This window comes from Flavobacterium sp. RSSA_27 (genome assembly GCF_051547125.1).
Taxonomy (GTDB): domain Bacteria; phylum Bacteroidota; class Bacteroidia; order Flavobacteriales; family Flavobacteriaceae; genus Flavobacterium.
In genome coordinates, this window is sequence record NZ_JBPTTN010000005.1 from 106,366 (window position 1) to 123,790 (window position 17,425).

16 protein-coding genes are annotated in these 17,425 nt (G+C 35.5%); 7 read left to right on the top strand and 9 right to left on the bottom strand.

Features of this window, described 5'->3' with window-relative positions; translation table 11 throughout:
• Positions 1-209: 209 nt before the first annotated feature.
• From ACSVH5_RS08305 to dapF, 5 genes are all read right to left on the bottom strand, one after another.
• Positions 210-842 carry a peptidoglycan-binding protein LysM gene (locus ACSVH5_RS08305; RefSeq protein WP_438060977.1) on the bottom strand — a complete coding sequence of 211 codons (633 nt, stop codon included), beginning with the start codon at positions 840-842 and terminating at the stop codon, positions 210-212.
• 97 nt (positions 843-939) lie between these two features.
• On the bottom strand, positions 940-1,818 hold the full coding sequence (locus ACSVH5_RS08310; protein WP_438060978.1) for a DUF2279 domain-containing protein: 879 nt from the start codon (positions 1,816-1,818) through the stop codon (positions 940-942).
• A 20-nt stretch (positions 1,819-1,838) separates the two neighbouring features.
• Positions 1,839-2,879: an endolytic transglycosylase MltG gene (mltG, locus tag ACSVH5_RS08315; RefSeq protein WP_438060979.1), complete on the bottom strand. Its 1,041-nt coding sequence runs from the start codon at positions 2,877-2,879 to the stop codon at positions 1,839-1,841.
• Between the two features lie 11 nt (positions 2,880-2,890).
• Positions 2,891-3,424: a GNAT family N-acetyltransferase gene (locus ACSVH5_RS08320; RefSeq protein ID WP_438060980.1), complete on the bottom strand. Its 534-nt coding sequence runs from the start codon at positions 3,422-3,424 to the stop codon at positions 2,891-2,893.
• Between the two features lie 16 nt (positions 3,425-3,440).
• Positions 3,441-4,223, bottom strand: a complete 783-nt coding sequence (dapF, locus tag ACSVH5_RS08325) for a diaminopimelate epimerase (RefSeq protein WP_438060981.1) — start codon at positions 4,221-4,223, stop codon at positions 3,441-3,443.
• A gap of 136 nt (positions 4,224-4,359) precedes the next feature.
• On the opposite strand from dapF, the gene ACSVH5_RS08330 reads away from it, so the two are divergent.
• Both ACSVH5_RS08330 and ACSVH5_RS08335 read left to right on the top strand, forming a co-directional pair.
• Positions 4,360-5,760, top strand: coding sequence for a Do family serine endopeptidase (locus tag ACSVH5_RS08330; RefSeq protein WP_438060982.1), 1,401 nt, complete (start codon positions 4,360-4,362; stop codon positions 5,758-5,760).
• A 156-nt stretch (positions 5,761-5,916) separates the two neighbouring features.
• Positions 5,917-7,365, top strand: a complete 1,449-nt coding sequence (locus ACSVH5_RS08335; RefSeq protein WP_438060983.1) for a glyceraldehyde-3-phosphate dehydrogenase — start codon at positions 5,917-5,919, stop codon at positions 7,363-7,365.
• A 199-nt stretch (positions 7,366-7,564) separates the two neighbouring features.
• Here ACSVH5_RS08335 and ACSVH5_RS08340 read toward each other — a convergent pair whose 3' ends face one another.
• Entirely contained in the window at positions 7,565-8,023 is a 459-nt protein-coding gene (locus ACSVH5_RS08340) for an Lrp/AsnC family transcriptional regulator (protein WP_159682727.1), read from the bottom strand.
• Positions 8,024-8,223: 200 nt separating this feature from the next.
• Here ACSVH5_RS08340 and ald point away from each other — a divergent pair, with 200 nt between their 5' ends.
• Positions 8,224-9,354, top strand: coding sequence for an alanine dehydrogenase (ald, locus tag ACSVH5_RS08345; protein ID WP_438060984.1), 1,131 nt, complete (start codon positions 8,224-8,226; stop codon positions 9,352-9,354).
• Positions 9,355-10,121: 767 nt separating this feature from the next.
• Here the strand turns inward: ald and ACSVH5_RS08350 are convergent.
• The 3 genes from ACSVH5_RS08350 to ACSVH5_RS08360 form a co-directional block, all read right to left on the bottom strand.
• A complete protein-coding gene (locus ACSVH5_RS08350) occupies positions 10,122-11,537 on the bottom strand; it encodes a hypothetical protein (protein ID WP_438060985.1) in 1,416 nt (471 codons plus the stop codon).
• Positions 11,538-12,141: 604 nt separating this feature from the next.
• Complete coding sequence (locus ACSVH5_RS08355) at positions 12,142-13,563, bottom strand: APC family permease (protein ID WP_438060986.1); 1,422 nt, start codon at positions 13,561-13,563, stop codon at positions 12,142-12,144.
• 90 nt (positions 13,564-13,653) lie between these two features.
• The gene (locus tag ACSVH5_RS08360) at positions 13,654-14,931 is read right to left on the bottom strand and encodes a dicarboxylate/amino acid:cation symporter (RefSeq protein ID WP_438060987.1); all 1,278 of its coding nucleotides are present in this window, start codon (positions 14,929-14,931) and stop codon (positions 13,654-13,656) included.
• Between the two features lie 331 nt (positions 14,932-15,262).
• Here ACSVH5_RS08360 and ACSVH5_RS08365 point away from each other — a divergent pair, with 331 nt between their 5' ends.
• The 4 genes from ACSVH5_RS08365 to ACSVH5_RS08380 are packed head-to-tail and all read left to right on the top strand — an operon-like array spanning position 15,263 to position 17,387.
• Positions 15,263-15,838 (top strand): hypothetical protein, encoded by a 576-nt coding sequence (locus ACSVH5_RS08365; RefSeq protein WP_438060988.1) that lies wholly within the window; start codon positions 15,263-15,265, stop codon positions 15,836-15,838.
• A 7-nt stretch (positions 15,839-15,845) separates the two neighbouring features.
• Positions 15,846-16,196, top strand: coding sequence for a lysozyme inhibitor LprI family protein (locus tag ACSVH5_RS08370; protein WP_438060989.1), 351 nt, complete (start codon positions 15,846-15,848; stop codon positions 16,194-16,196).
• A gap of 3 nt (positions 16,197-16,199) precedes the next feature.
• Entirely contained in the window at positions 16,200-16,541 is a 342-nt protein-coding gene (locus tag ACSVH5_RS08375) for an iron chaperone (protein WP_438060990.1), read from the top strand.
• A gap of 24 nt (positions 16,542-16,565) precedes the next feature.
• Positions 16,566-17,387: an alpha/beta hydrolase gene (locus ACSVH5_RS08380; RefSeq protein ID WP_438060991.1), complete on the top strand. Its 822-nt coding sequence runs from the start codon at positions 16,566-16,568 to the stop codon at positions 17,385-17,387.
• Positions 17,388-17,425: the final 38 nt, after the last annotated feature.

Here is a 17,425-nt window from a genome sequence, read left to right on the forward strand (position 1 = left end):
ACCTGTCAGGTTTGCATTGAGCAATTGCCGTTTTTGGCTATGGAACCAAAATTAGAGAGGCTGCAATTAGATTAAACCTGACAGGTTTGCACTGAGCAGTAGCCGTTTAATGGTTCGCTGTACGATGATAACCTATGAGTATTGTCTTCCTGCTCAAAAAAAAAGCTATGAGTTGAATCATAGCTTACTTTAAAATAATTGTAAAAAATTTAAATAGAATGCACTGTTGCATTACTATTGGCCACAATAAACGAGGTGTCGTATCCTCCAAAAGCTTTTAAATAACTTCGTAATGAAGTTCCATAAGCATCACGGAAATACCTTTTGCCATTGTGTCTGAAAAATTTCTTTACTGTTCCGGCTCCTGCCAAATGTGCGGCAGCCAAAATACCAGACTCGGTAATCAAAATTCCATCAATTACGGTTCCTTCGTGTTTCTCGATAACTGATTGCAACAAGGATTTGTTTTTGGACAAAAGCGCAATAAAGGCTTTTTCTTGTAATGCTGGATTGTTTAAAAAATGATGCTGGTTTTGTACACCAATCGCTCGAAGTGTTTGCACACCAAATTGGTATTTCCCTAAGTAACCAAAAGAATTTACTTTCTGATATTTACCTCTAGATTCTTTGTGAGCTAAGGCTTCTTTGAAACCTACAAATAAATTCTTGGTAAAGGGAATGTCTCTATGAGACGTTTCGTTGGAAGGAAAAGCTAAATTTGTAGTTTCCTTTTCTACAGGTTGAACCACCGGACTGAGGCTCTTTTTTTCGTTTTTAAAACCTAAGCTTAAAAAGGTAACAATACCCATTAAACTCAAGAAAAAATACCATTTCTTTATCATAAATTGGTTTTCTTCACGCGCTGTCACCTTGTGAAATTTCTACACGCAAAGATACCACTTTAAAAAAGGAGACTGAAAAACAGTAAGTTAAAAATTGTTAAAAATACAATGAGTGTGCCTTAAAACCTCTTGTAGCGCTATATGACAAAGTGGGAGCAGGTACTTTTATGGTGTTAAAAACCGAAAAAAAGGTCTTTAAAAAGGAAGAATTAGTAGTAATTTTCGCAAGATCGACATCAAAACTGAGATAAAACTGTCTGTATCGTTGATCTGTTGGGTCAATTCCGGAGAGCATTCCATCGGCACCATATCCAAATGCTAAATTGAGCCATTTTGGAATTTTAGAACCTTTGAAAAAAGAATGCATATTGACCGATAACCAATAGGTTTGCCCATTGTAATCTTTCAGTAGTTGTTCTGAAAAAGTGCTGCCTAATTTATTGGGATTTTGAGCAGCAAATGAAGTAGTATGAAAAGAAAATTTAGGAGTAATTCGTTGTTCCTTCCAAAGTAACTCTTGCGAAACGTAAAGCCCAGTTCCAAGGGTATTGGCCAAAATATCACCAGATGACGCTCCCCATTCTGCAGAATAACCATCCATCACTTCGACAATAGACAAAAAGGCAAAACCTAAAGTAGCGCCATAAATCAGTTGATCTTGTTTTCGAACGCCGCTCCATTGTAAAGCTTCGGCACCAAAACGACCCAAATGATAAGCTGAGTACAAATGACCTATTTTATCCATCTGCAACCACTCGGCATTATCATTTATAAAATGAAAATTTGATTTGGGATAATCCGCATACCAGAGTTGATTCAGTCCGACCAAAGTAGCGCCTCCCAACACCGTTTCGGTAATGATAACAGCGTTCCGTCTTTGAATATTTAAAGAATCGGATGGGGTAAAAAAAGAGTTTGGAGCCTCTTGTGCAAATAGCCCAAAAGTGCTCCAAAAAAAAAGTAGCAATCGAAACATGATATTTCGAAAGGCGATAATTATCGTTTTACACCTTGATTGTTGATCCAATCTGAATACTTTTTGGCATTACTATTATGTTCTGGCAAAGTAGCAGCAAACTCATGGTAACCAAAACGATCTACACTAGCGCAAAAATAAATATAATTGTGTTTTTCAGGTGCCAAAACCGCTTCAAGTGCTGTGATATCAGGCATAGCAATTGGTCCTGGAGGCAAACCAATATTTTTATAGGTATTGTAGGGCGAATTCAGGAACAAATCGTTGTAAAACACGCGTTTTATAACTTGATTAAAATCATTGCTTTTCTTTTTTAAGGCAAAAATCACAGTAGGATCTGCTTGCAAAGGCATCCCTTGTTTCATTCGGTTCAAATACACTCCTGCAATTCGAGGTCTTTCGTCTTTTTTTACCGATTCTTTATGAACGATTGAAGCTAAAATCGTAGCTGTAACAGGTGATAACCCTTGTTGATCCGCTTGTTTTGTTCTTTTTTCATTCCAAAAAGTACGGTATTCTTTGATCATTTTATCACGGAATTTTTCGGCTGTAATGTTCCAATACACTTCATAAGTATTGGCAATAAACATTACAAAAACATTATCCTCTGTAAAACCGTTTTCTTTAAGGAAAGTCGAATCTTTAAAAGTAGTCAATAACGATATACTATCCGGTTCGATTTGTGAGCCCACACGTCCTGCTAAGTTTTCTAAACGCTCTTGGTTGTTGAAAGCTAATCTAACAGGATCATTGATTCGCATGGTTTTCACCAAATCATAACTATTCATTCCATTTTTTAGCAAAAATCGACCTGACTTTACATTTTCTGGATAACTGGTTTTCCCAGCAACCAATTCAAATCGTTGCATGTCTTCAACATAAGGCGAAATGAGTTTTTTGACCGCCTCATAATCAGAACCCGTAGGAACATAAACATATACTTTTTCCTCACTGAATTTAGTATTGGCACTAAAGATTTGACGAATCAAAACGAAACCGTAGATTAACAATACAGCGGCAATGACTACAGCTCCAATTGAAATGATTTTTTTTACGTTCAAAATATAAAATTTTAAAATTTATGATTAATTAACTGAAAGATAGCCTCGTCTTTATACGTACCATGTACTAAAATCCAATCTTTTTTTGTTCCAATTTTTTCGAAGCCAAATTTAGTAAAAAGAGCAATACTAGCGGTGTTTTCAACGCTGATATTTGCATAAAGCTGATGTAAATTCAAGTCATAAAAAGAATACCGAATCAAAAGTTCCAAAGCTTCAGAACCTACTTGCTGATTTCTATTCCCTTCAGCCTGAATAACGATTCCAATTCCTGCCCTATTATTTTTAGGATCAAATTCAAACAAATCAATGAGTCCAACCGCAGGAAAATCTTGGTCCTTACATATCGCTAACCGCAATTGTTTGGCTTCATAGATGTCTTGATGGGCATTTTCTAAATACTGCTTGACCAAGTAGCGACTGTAGGGAGTTTGGGTGTTGCTCACTTCCCAAATGCTTTGGTCGTTTTCCATAGCATACACAAACTCCAAGTCATTGGGCTCTAGAGCTCGCAAATAAATCGTGTTTCCTTTTAATGTATTCATCAAGATGTTAGAATAATTAGATTTCGATTTGACCTTTGAATACGAATTGAGCAGGTCCTTTTAAGAATACATTGGTATACTGACTTCCTTCTTGATCAAAGGAAACTTCAAGCTTCCCTCCTTCTACCTTCAAATGAATCGCATTAGAAGTGGTAACTCCCGTTGCATTCATAGCGATTGCAACTGCTGTAACCCCTGTACCACAAGCCAAAGTTTCATCTTCTACACCACGCTCGTAGGTACGAACTGCAAAAGTATCTTCATTTATTTGTGAAACAAAATTGATGTTGCTACCCGCCTTGCCATACAAATCACTGTATCGAATAGCTGCGCCATTCTCTTTTACATTATAATGTTCAAGGTCATCTACAATTTGCACATGATGTGGTGAACCAGTATTCAAAAAAGAAAATTCAGGAGTAATTTTGAGTTCCTTTACATCTATCATCTGCAAAGAAACTAAGCCATCAGAGGCTATCGTAGCGTGATGCAAACCATCTGTGGCAATAAAAGTTGTAGTATTATCAATAACGTTCAATTGTTTTGCAAAAGCCACCAAGCAACGGCCTCCGTTTCCGCACATCGAGCTTTCATTCCCATCAGAATTATAATAAACCATACGAAAATCGGTATCGGTATCATTTTCGAGTAATATCAAACCGTCTGCCCCAATACCAAATCGTCTATCGCATAAACGTTCAATAAGTGCTACATCTTCTTTTGGAAAAAAAAGTGAGCGATTATCGATCATTACAAAATCGTTTCCTGTTCCTTGGTATTTATAAAAATCTACAAGCATTTTTCTTAATTTTAATGTACAAAAGTACGATTAATAATGAAAAGTTAAACACTGTTAAAGTGCGTTAAACTGTTTTTTGAAAATCGTTTTATCTATTATGTTTGTAACTAAATAACTAATAAAACTAAATTGTATTATGAAAAAATTTTCATCCTTATTTTTGGTATCGTTACTTAGTGGCGTTACCACATTGGGCGCTTACAAGCTATTGTTTGAGGGCAATGGGTATTTTTCTAATGACAAAAAAGGAATCGTAACAGTAGCCTCAGAAAATTATGGAAGAAATGTTGGTATCTCAGCCGAAGCAGTTGATTTTACTGAAGCAGCTGATAAAACTGTACATTCAGTTGTTCACGTAAAAAACGTATCGCGTAGAACGGTAAGCAATCCAATAATGGAATTCTTTTATGGATATGGGGGCGGACAATTACAAGAACAAGTAGGTACAGGTTCGGGAGTAATTATCTCTGAAGACGGCTATATCGTTACGAATAATCACGTAATCAAAGACGCTTCTGAAATCGAAATCACACTGAACAACAAAAAAACCTATCCAGCCAAATTAATTGGAACCGATTCTAAAATGGATATCGCTCTGTTGAAAATCACTGCCGATGAAAAGTTGCCTTACACGGTTTTTGCTAACTCTGATAACGTAAAAGTGGGTGAATGGGTTTTGGCGGTTGGAAATCCTTACAATTTAAATTCAACAGTAACCGCAGGGATTGTTTCCGCAAAAGCTAGAAATTTAGATGCCAGAGGTATTCAATCGTTTATTCAAACGGATGCTGCTGTAAACCCAGGGAATTCTGGTGGTGCATTGGTTAATGTCAGAGGAGAATTGATCGGAATTAACACAATGATTTCATCTCCAACAGGAAGTTACACAGGTTATTCGTTTGCAGTACCTTCTAATAATGCTAGAAAAATCATTGAAGATTTAATGGAATTCGGTAACGTACAACGAGGAATTCTTGGCGTTGAAGGTGGCGAATTGAACAGTAAAACTTCAAAAGATTTGGGTGTTACCGAAACGCAAGGTTTTTACATCAATAAAGTGAGTAAAAACTCAGGAGCTGAAAAAGCTGGTTTGCAAAAAGGAGACATCATCGTAAAAATTGACAACCAAAACATAGCCACTTTTGCTGACTTGTCAGGATACATTAATACCAAACGCCCAAATGACAAAGTAGTAGTAAACTATATTCGTGAAGGCAAAAACAAATCCACAACTGTAACGTTGAGCAAAAACGAATATTTTAGTTCTGAATTCAAAGGTATTGAGGTTGAGAATATCGATGCTGCCGACAAAAAGAAATTCAAAATTGATTATGGAGTAAAAATCAAAGCCATAACCAATGAACGTTACCTTCCCTATGCTGAGGAATTACAAGGCAATATTATTTTGAGTATCGACAATGTAAAAGCTACTAATGTAGAAACCGTTTCAAAAATCATGAAAAACAAAGAAGAGCAACAAAGCATCCGAATTGAAATGATCAATCGAAATGGTGAAATTTTCAGAATAATTATCTAACACTACATAACAGAAATCCAATAGCCATCACGCTCCAAAGCATGATGGCTTTTTTTTATGAAAAAAAATTGCAAAACAGTTTACGAAATCGATTGAAATAGGGTACTTTTGCAAAAAATTTAAAAAACACAACTTTATTTTTTACAAATTTACAAGATGAGTACAACACATTTATACGAAAAAGAAGTTACGTTACAAGCCGACAGAAGACGGTCTGGAGTAGAATTAATCAAAATCATTAGCGATTTATGGTATGACAAATCCATCGAATTGGTTTTATTCAGAAACCATTTGATTGACAGAAATGTGAGCGAAATTCTAAACTTGCACGAATACGCTGGTGAATTTGTCGGAAAACCCATTTCAATTTCAGATTCTGTAGAGATAGCTAGTGAAATTCTTACTTTAGATTTACCGCCTTCCAAATTAGATATTGGAAAATTGACTTATGAATACGGTCTTTTGGACGAAAAATACCCAGATGCAAGACATTTTGTAATTGACAAATTAAAAGAAGCCAAATTCACCGAAGAAATTCAACCTAAAGATGTAGTATTGTACGGTTTTGGTAGAATTGGTCGCTTACTAGCTCGTGAGTTGATGTCCAAAACTGGAAAAGGCAATCAAATGCGTTTGAGAGCCATTGTTACTCGAGATAAAAACGATGCTATTAGCTTAGAAAAAAGAGCGTCTTTATTGCGTTACGATTCCATTCATGGTGATTTTAATGGTTCTGTTATTGCCGATCCAGCCAACAATGCTTTAATCATCAATGGAACTACCGTTCACATGATTGCCGCCAACTCTCCAGAAGAAATCGATTATACTGCTTATGATATTGACAATGCTTTAGTAATTGATAATACAGGAGCTTTCACTACAAAAGAAGCTTTGAGTCGTCACTTAACCTCAAAAGGAACCGATAAAGTATTGCTTACGGCACCAGGAAAAGGAGTGCCAAATATTGTACATGGTGTAAACCAGAACGAATACAATCCAGACGAAGTGTCTATTTTCTCAGCGGCTTCTTGTACAACCAATGCCATTACTCCAATTTTGAAAGCTATCGAAGATACTTTAGGAGTAGTAAAAGGTCATTTAGAAACCATTCATGCCTACACCAACGATCAGAATTTAGTTGACAACATGCATAAAAAATACCGTCGTGGTAGAGCTGCTGCATTAAATATGGTAATTACCGAAACAGGTGCTGGAAGTGCGGTTGCCAAAGCCTTACCATCATTAGAAGGAAAATTAACTTCAAACGCTATTCGTGTTCCTGTTCCAAATGGCTCCTTAGTGGTTTTGAATCTTGAAGTGAACAAAGCAACTACTGTCGAAGGTATTAACAACATTATGAAAAAATACGCTTTAGAAGGCGAATTGGTAGAGCAAATCAAATACTCGTTGAACAACGAATTGGTTTCTTCGGATATTGTGGGAACTACAGCACCTTCAATCTATGATAGCAATGCTACTATTGTTTCTAAAGACGGAAAAAACATAGTATTGTACATTTGGTATGACAACGAGTATGGCTACAGCCATCAAGTTATTCGTTTGGCCAAATACATTTCAAAAGTAAGACGTTATACTTACTATTAGTAGATACAACCAACGTTAATTATAATTCAACAAACCATCAAGAGGCAACTTTTGGTGGTTTTTTTTTTAAAATCATATTTTGAGAAAGTAACACTTTTACCACATGCAGCACATTTAACCGTAAGGCCCGCAAAGATTAACGCAAAGTTCTCAAAGACTTAAACAATAAACAACAAACTATAAACAACAAACATTTTTTTTAAATCGGTAACACCGTTGTGCTTTTCACTTCAGAAATAATAAAAAAACTATTGATCAAACTAACCTCAGGCAAGACCGATAACTTCTTTTGATGAAAATGGTGGTAACTTTCCATATCAGGCAATACCACTTTTAGCAAATAATCAAAGCTACCCGAAACAAAATCACATTCCACTACCTCAGGCAAATTCAGAATCGCTTCATTAAAAGCCTCCGAGATGTCAAATGTCTGTTTTACAAGAGTAACTTGACAAAAAACTGTCAAATTCTTCCCTAACTTTTTCTTATTGAGCACCGTAACATATTTATCAATAACTCCCTCTTTTTCAAGACGTTTCACTCGGTCGTGAACTGGTGTTAAAGACAAATTAATTTGGTTTGCAATGTCTTTTAGCGTCAAATGTGCGTTCGCTTGCAAAAGCCGTAAGATTTTTTTGTCGGTTTCATCTATATTCATAATGAAGGATTTTTTTTAGGGCGGTAATCTTTAGATAATTTTTCTTTTTCAATTCAAAAAAACGATTTCGCAAAGAAATATTTAAGGCTAATTTACATAAATAAATTAATTTTTTCCTATTTAATGGTACTATGTAAAAACTTTTTCTTTTTAAATTACTTTTATGCTTTCAAACAAGTAGTAACTTAAAACTCTCTCATATGATTATTGGTGTTCCAAAAGAAATCAAAAATAACGAAAACCGAGTAGCTCTTACACCAGCTGGTGTAGCCGAATTCAAAAAACAAGGGCATACCGTATATGTACAAACAAATGCTGGAATCAACAGCGGTTTTGCTGATCAATCTTATGTAGATGCAGGAGCATCCATTCTTCCAACTATAGAAGCAGTGTATGACATTGCTGAAATGATCATAAAAGTAAAAGAGCCCATCGCTTCTGAATATCCTTTGATTAAAAAAGACCAATTATTATTCACCTATTTCCACTTTGCTTCTTCTGAGCCTTTAACACACGCAATGTTAGAGCGTGGAGCCGTTTGTTTGGCTTACGAAACGGTAGAAAAAGCAGATCGTAGTTTGCCTTTATTGGTACCAATGTCTGAAGTAGCGGGACGTATGTCTATCCAAGAAGGAGCTAAATATTTAGAAAAACCTATGAATGGAAAAGGAATCCTTTTAGGTGGTGTACCAGGTGTTCCTCCAGCAAACGTAGTAGTTTTAGGTGGTGGAATCGTAGGAACTCAAGCTGCTAGAATGGCCGCTGGTTTCGGCGCTAAAGTAACCATTATGGACGTAAGCTTACCACGTTTGAGATACTTAGCAGATGTAATGCCAGCCAACGTAGTAACTCAAATGTCAAATCATTACAACATTTGCGAAGCGATCAAAACTGCCGATTTAGTTATTGGTGGTGTGTTGATTCCTGGAGCCAAAGCGCCTCACTTAATCACTCGCGATATGCTAAAATTAATGAGCCCCGGAACCGTAGTAGTAGACGTAGCCGTTGACCAAGGAGGTTGTATCGAAACTTGTAAACCAACCACTCACGAAGACCCGACTTTCATCATCGATGATATTGTTCACTACTGTGTGGCCAATATGCCGGGTGCTGTGCCTTACACTTCAACTTTGGCGTTGACCAATGCGACTTTGCCTTACGCATTACAATTAGCCAACAAAGGATGGAGAAAAGCCTGCGAAGAAAACAAAGAATTAAAATTAGGATTGAACGTAGCCAACGGAAAAGTAGTTTACCGTGGCGTTGCCGAAGCTTGGGATTTACCTTTGCACGAAGTAGAAAGCGTGCTAGCAGAAGAAGCTGTTTGCTAATTCCATCTAACAACATTTTGATTAAAACATATAAGTCACCTAAGTTTTAGTTTAAATAGATAAAGTAAAATAGTCAGTTCATTGAAGTAGTTTAGGACCAATTTACAAAACCCTTGTATCTTCTATTGTCTTTAACCATCTGAATAAACAAGCTACTTCACACAGCTTAAATGACTTATATGTTTAAAAAAAATGTTTAACATACAAAATCCGTCCAGTTGCAAAACAAGACGGATTTTTTTATGCTTATTTGGGAGCGGAAAGAATAGGCTTTTTTGTGGTCATCGTCCTGCTCTCCGCTCTATCTTTGCTTTTTAACCCAAAAAGCAAAGGATGCCGCTGCGATCAGGGCTAAAAGCTGAGAAATGGCTTTCTTGGAGGTATTGAAAAAAATTAGCTTTTATTATCTAGATACTTTACTACTTTCTTATAAAGTTTTACGACAAAATATACAATTGTAATTAGCAAAACTAAAACAAACAATTGCCATAAAAACAAACCTATACTAAAATCATTTACAATATTTTCCATTTTTTATTTTACTTTTAGATAAATAGTACTGCTTATGGTTTATAAATAATTATTGCTAAAAGCATAACCTTATTCACTATTCTTCTTTATTTCTTTTAATTTATATTGATAATATTCCGTTTTAACATCTAAATATTTTTTCACTAAAATATAAGTTCTTATCAAAAAAAGAATAAAAACAATAACAAGTAAACTTGGTATTAAACTTATCGCTACATCTATAACATTTTCCATAATTATTTATTTTTTATATTTTTTGTTGTAACACAACATATTTTACCTGTTACCTTATCTACTAATACTTCAATTAATTTTCTTTGCTTTATACCAAACTCAAGCCCTTCCATTTTAATTCCGACTAGAATATAACCTGAAATTCGAATTTTGGCATGCGTAGTCGAAAATAACACATCAGATAAATGCATTGAATTTTGAACCCAATCAAGTCCTACAACTGTATTTGATATAAAGGTTTTGGATTCCCCTTTATCAAAGGAATATGGTGTTCCTGAATTAGACACAATTTCAATTGCTAAATCAACAATAGGAGTTAATGAGATTGTCTTTGTAGCCCATGTTTGGTTTTGAAGAATACTTAAATCATTACTCTCTGAATAATCATTAACTTCAGTTTTTAACTGTTCCATTACTTCTAATAATCCCGAGAAATTACTTATTCCTATAGTATTTGATATCTCTGATTGAGCAACAATTTCAAAACTATCATTGCCAGTAAACCAATATTCAAACTGCTCTATACTTACATCAGGATTTTGCTTCAAGAAAGCATTAGCCCACTGAGGAAAACTATCATTGCCAAGAATGTAATTTAATCCTTCTAAATTGGGTATAATAGACACTCCTTCACTATCACTTATTCCTGTACCTCCCTCACCAGAACCTCCAGAACCGCCTCCTATAACACTACCTCCTGCATCAATATATACAGGATCAGGTCCAACTGGTTCTGAACCACATAATCTATAACTTTCATAACCAACACATAAATTACATTGGTCACAAGTGCCACTCGCACAATCACCTGTTCTTGTACAATGCCAAAACTCAACAAAAATTGTTGTACAATTAAGTTGGGAACTTCTAGAAGTTTTTCCTGAATTTGATAAATTGGATTGATACAAACGGCTAATAGTTCCTTCAAATTTGGAATTAACCCCTTGTTTTAAAGATAATAAATACTCCTTAGTTGGTTTTAATTCTATAAGAATACTTTGCCATCCTTGTTTATAAAACATTGTTAAGTTGTAAATATTATTTGATTTTATGTTCTTAGGATGAACTTGAAAGGTATAGGTTGTCTTCTTATCTCTTACTAACTTTTTGATCACAATAGTGTCGATAACAAATTCATTTAATACATGCTTGTTTGTATTCTCTTTTTTAAGTCCTGCATCCAATGTCCCATCGATTTTGAATTTGTTTTCGAAATCCAAAAGTCCTGATTCCTTCTTAAAACGATCAAAAGTAATGTCTTTTTCAATAAAACTACTCTGTTTTTCGAAAGAATCATAACTATCCTTACTACAATTGATAAAAAATAAAAAACAAGCCATAACCCTAAGATATAAAGTTACTTTTTTCCTAAAAGGCTGATTCCTTGTGTGTGTGTGTGTGTGTGTGTCTAATTGCATAATTATTTATGTTTGTTAATAAATTCAAAGATATTTAAATTTTATTAACAAACATATACCCACATTTAGTGATATTTCAATAAAAAATAAATCTTATAAAATTCATTTACTGACAAACTACTTTCTGAGTTTCACAAAATTTAGACAAATTACTTCGAGCAACTAATGCCTATATTCTTTTAAAAAAAACCTTAAATTACATGTTTTCACACCTGCCAATTTTCAAAAACCTATCAAATGTATAATTTAAAAGAACTATTAAAAAAATTCACTTTTCTGTAAAACGAATAAAATCCGTGACTACAAAATGTTTCGTTCCTACAGAACTTGCGCACCCCAAAAGAGTCGTAGACTCGGCATATCCTATAGGCTGGACTTCAGTTGCTACAAAATATTTCGTTCCTACGGAACTTGCACACCCCAAAAAGAGTCGTAGACTCGGCATATCTTATAGGGCTGGACTTCAGTCCAGTTAACAGCAAACCATATGAATAAAAGAGCCATAGGCTCGGTCCATTTTATTTTACAAAAAAAAGCAACGAATTACAATCCGTTGCTATAAAAAATATTCTCTCTTTGAATCTTGTCCCTCCTATGTAGAACACTACTCCTTTAACACTTTACGCTGCGTTACATAATACACTGGAATTCCTGTTAGCATAATCAGTACACCCCAACCACAAGTAGAAAATTTGGTAAACAATAACGAAATACAAATTGCCGTGGCAATTATAATATACAAACCTGGCAAAAACGGATAGCCAAACGCTTTGTAAGGACGCTCGGCATCGGGCATTTTTTTACGTAAAATAAAAATACCGTAGATGGTCAAAATATAAAAAATCAATACAATGATGATTACAAAATCCAATAAATCGCCGTACTTACCCGTCAAACACAAAGCCGAAGCCCAAAAACACTGTGCCCAAAGCGCCCATCCTGGTACACTTTTCTCATTCAGTTGTGCGGCTTGCTTGAAGAACAAACCATCTTTGGCCATCGTATAATACACTCGGGAGCCCGCCATAATCAATCCGTTGTTGCAGGCAAAAGTCGAAATCATAATCATCACCGCAATAATCACGGTACCATAATCGCCAAACGTATATTGAGAAGCAACCACCGCTACCCTATCGGATTTGGCTGTGGCAATTTCTTCTATTGGAATAACCGCCAAATACATCAAATTGGTCAACACATAAATAATCGTCACAATGAAAGTCCCCAAAAACAAACTCAAGCCCACATTGCGCTTTGGATTTTTTAATTCTGCTGCAATAAAAGTAACTCCGTTCCAAGCATCACTCGAAAACAACGACCCTACCATAGCTGCCGAAATCCCAGCTAATAATGCCGTTCCTGTAATTGGTGTCCATTGTTTTGTCACTAAATCATAGGATTTGGTTTCCCATACGTCCGTCCAGTTCACTTCCCAAACTTCGGCTTTTGCCGCAAGGATAAATCCAAAAACAATCAATCCAAAAAGCGACAAAATTTTGATAATCGTAAGCACCGTTTGCAACGTTTTGCTGTCTTTTACTCCGCGACTGTTAAGATAGGTCAAGAAAACAATCGTAATGATAGACACAATTTGAGCCGCGTTGAGTTGAAAAGCGCCCAAATCGAGCAAAATATTTTCATCACTCAACGATGGAATCAAATAGGCCGCAAACTTGGAAAAACCTACACCCACCGCAGCAATAGTTCCGGTTTGAATCACTGCAAAAAAACTCCAACCGTACAGAAACGCAATCAATTTGTTGTAGGCTTCTTTTAGATACACATATTGTCCGCCAGCATTGGGCATCATAGCACTCAATTCGCCATAACTCACCGCAGCAATCATCGTAATTAGTCCTGAGAGTAACCAAATCAAAGTAAGCCAAGCGGCGGAACCCACTTGTCGCGCAATATCGGCACTTACAATAAATATTCCTGAACCAATCATCGAACCTACTACGAGCATCGTACCATCTAAAAGTCCGAGTTCACGTTTAAAATCTTCGGGTTTGTTTTCTTTGTTCATAGTTGAAGTTATAATTCATTAAATAAAATTGGCTTTCGCCAGTTGTTAATAGCATAAAAATTGTGAGTTCACTCTTTAAAAATAAAAGCGTTATCGCAACACTTTTTCTAAGGCTTCCTCATCGAGTTGATTTTCCCAACGAGCAATGACAATTGTAGCAACGGTATTGCCAATAAAATTAGTCAATGCTCTGCATTCCGACATAAATTTATCAATACCAAGAATTAGCGTCATTCCAACTACGGGCACATCAGGAACGACGGCTAATGTCGCAGCCAATGTAATAAATCCAGCTCCCGAAACTCCCGCAGCTCCTTTTGAACTCAGCATAGCAACAAGTAACAACAAAATTTGTTGGTCAAAAGATAAATCAACATCACAGGCTTGGGCAATAAAAAGTGCTACCAAAGTCATATAAATATTCGTCCCATCCAAATTAAAAGAATAGCCTGTTGGAATTACCAATCCAACGACTTGTTTGGCACAGCCTGCTTTTTCTAACTTCTTCATCACATTTGGCAAAGCTGATTCAGAAGAGCTAGTACCTAATACCAAAACCAACTCTTCCTTAATGTATCGTAGCAATTTGAAAATATTGAATTTATTGTACCAAGCAACAGCCCCTAAAATGATAAAAATAAAAAAGGCGGAAGTCAGGTAAAAGGTAACCACCAATCCTCCTAATTTCAATAAAACAGACAAACCAAATTTACCCACTGTAAAGCCCATCGCTCCAAACGCACCAATGGGAGCCAGCTTCATCAATATTTCAACGATTTTAAAAATGGGATGCGACAATGCGTGTAAAAAATCAAGTACTGGTTTACTTTTATCGATAGTCAACGTAATCCCAATACCGAACATAATCGATACGAAAAGCACTTGCAAAATACTATCGCCAGTGAGGGAACTCATCAATGATTTTGGAATAATATCTAGCACAAAATTGGATAAATTATGCTCCTTTGTGGCATCAATATAATCTTGTATAGATTTGGGGTCTAGGGATTTTGCATCAATATGCAGGCCGGCTCCAGGTTGAATGATGTTACTCACTAACATTCCTATAACCAAAGCTAAAGTTGAGAAGATAAAAAAGTAAATAAATGCTTTACTAGTAATCCTTCCCATTGCTTTTAAGTCACCCATAGAGGCAATTCCTGTAGTAACTGTTACAAAGATTACTGGGGCAATAATCATTTTTATTAAAGCAATAAATCCGTCTCCTAAGACTTTTAAATTCATCGCTTTTTCGGGTACAAAATGACCCAATACAACTCCTGCTAGGATAGCAAGGAGCACTTGAAAATAAAGAGCTCTATACCAAGGTTTGGGGAGAGTTGGAGCGGTATGCACTTGAAATGACATAAGAAATAGGTTAGTTATAGTTGGCTAAAGATATACTTTTTTGCTAAAAATTGAATGTTATGAAAAAAGAATCCTAACAAAGGCTTAAAAAAGCTGGCCACAAATTCACAAATTCTTTTTTAAATCTTTTACTGACTAAAAAACAAAAAAAAGATTTTAGTATTTTTGAGAATGTTTACAAAAGGGTACTTTGTCTCCTTTTAGCCCCGGGAGGAGCGGCATCCTTTGTCTTTTTTCTTTAAAAAGACAAAGATATAGCGTATCACGGGACTTTGATGGCCAAAAAGCCTCTTGTTACTGCTCCTAAAATTAAACCAATTAAAATTTAAAAATGTTAGAACGCATCGACATCATCAACAATTTTAATCCCTTAAAAGGAGATTCAGACGCTGACACTTTTGTGAGGTACAGAAAGAGTAAATGGCTCTTACTTGCGAATGGAGTTTTGGCAGGAATTTGTTTTTTGTTTGTTTTCTTGGCAATTATAAATGAATACTTAGGGCTTGAACATCTGCCAAAATGGAGCAAAAGCGGAGGAATGTTTCTGATTTCATTTTCGTTTTTTATTAATTTACAAAGTGAAATTTATAAAACGCTTTTACTACAACATTTGATTAGAATAGAAAACAAAAACAGTAGCCAAATTGAAGAAATAAATTCGAAATTGGAGGCTATTCTTCGTAATATGACCAATGCCAAAAAAGGATTACCTATCATTCTACTTGCAATTTTACTGATTATCGGAAGTGTAATCCAAGTGCTTTCTGAGGGAGGCTTTCAGTATTGGAACTATTTCATACTCCCTTTAATCCTCTTATTGCTTTTAAGTATTTATAGAACGTTTTCCAATTACAAAGCCTTAAAAGAAAACATTACTGCATTTGAAAATCAAACACTTTACACCTAATTCCCTAATGAAAAAACTTCTCCTGTCCCTATTCTTTTTGGTATTTACCGTTTCTGCTGCTATTGCACAAACGCAGTTAGAGATGAACGAAAAAGCATCGCTAGATTACAAGAAAGCCGATGCTGAACTCAACAAAACCTACAAAAAATTGGTTTCGCTTTTGGACAAAAATGAAAAAGCGTTGCTCATTCAAGCGCAAAAAGACTGGATAAAATACAGAGATTCGCATTGTAAATATGAAGCCGACCCTTATACGGGTGGAAGCATAAAACCTTTAATTTTGTTGACTTGTTTGGAGGAAATCACCAAAGAAAGAACCAAGCATTTGAAAGAAAGTCTCAAAAATCAAAACCAATAAGTTATGGAAACCGTAGCCTCTTATTTCGCTAAATTCCCCGAAGCCAGTCAGAAAAGAATGCAGCAAATTAGAGCGCTCATTTTGGAAAAAGCGCCCGAGGTTCAAGAAAGTATTAGCTACGGAATGCCCGCCTACAAAACGAATGGGAAACCGTTGATTTATTATGCGGCTTTCAAAAATCATATTGGTTTGTATGCTACACCTTCTGGTCATACGCATTTTGCAGCCGCACTTTCGTCATACAAACAAGGTAAAGGCTCCGTGCAGTTTCCGAATGACCAGCCGTTTCCGCTTGATTTAATCGCAGAAATTATAGCTTTCAGGGTGGAAGAAAACAAGAAATAGCCATTTCAAAGCAACAAGTATAGTATGAAATATTCTTTTTTAGTCCTTTTTTGTATTCTTCATTTTTCTGTTCAAGGGCAAACAACTTTAAAACAAAGTACGCCTTTGACTATTGGTGAAGTGAAAACCATAGCGTCTTCAATTCTAAAGGAAGACCGAACGTTAAATATTTATTTGCCTCAAAATTATGATGCGACCAAATCTTATCCTGTAATCTATCTTCTTGATGGAAGTAGGAATGAAGATTTTCTGCATATTGTAGGTTTGGTTCAGTTTTTTAACCTTCAATTCAAAATGCCAGATTGTATTTTGGTAGGCATAGCCAACATTGATCGTAAAAAAGATTTTACTTTTTATACCGATAAAAAAGACTTTCAAAAAGAATATCCGACCACAGGACATTCGGCGGAATTTATCAATTTTATTGAAAAAGAGTTGCAGCCCTTTATTCAATTGCAATACAAAACCAACGGAACCAACTTTTTAATTGGTCAATCCTTGGGCGGACTTTTAGCTACTGAAATCGTCCTAAAACGACCCAATTTATTCTCCCATTACTTAATTGTGAGTCCAAGTTTGTGGTGGGATGACGAAAGTTTATTAAATCAAGCTCTTGAATTACTATCGAAATCAAGCCCTACATCAAAATACATTTACATCGCTGTAGGGAAAAAAGAGCATCCTGTGATGCAAAAAGATGCGGAAACATTAGTTACTATTTTGCAAAAAGCACAATTGAAAGACACCAAAATAGATTTCAAGAGTATGCCTAATGACAATCACGCTACTATTTTGCACCAAAGTATCTATGAAGCTTTTCTTTTGTTGTTTCCATTTAAAGAATAAAAAACCTCATTTCGCTATAGCAGCAGCAAAATGAGGCT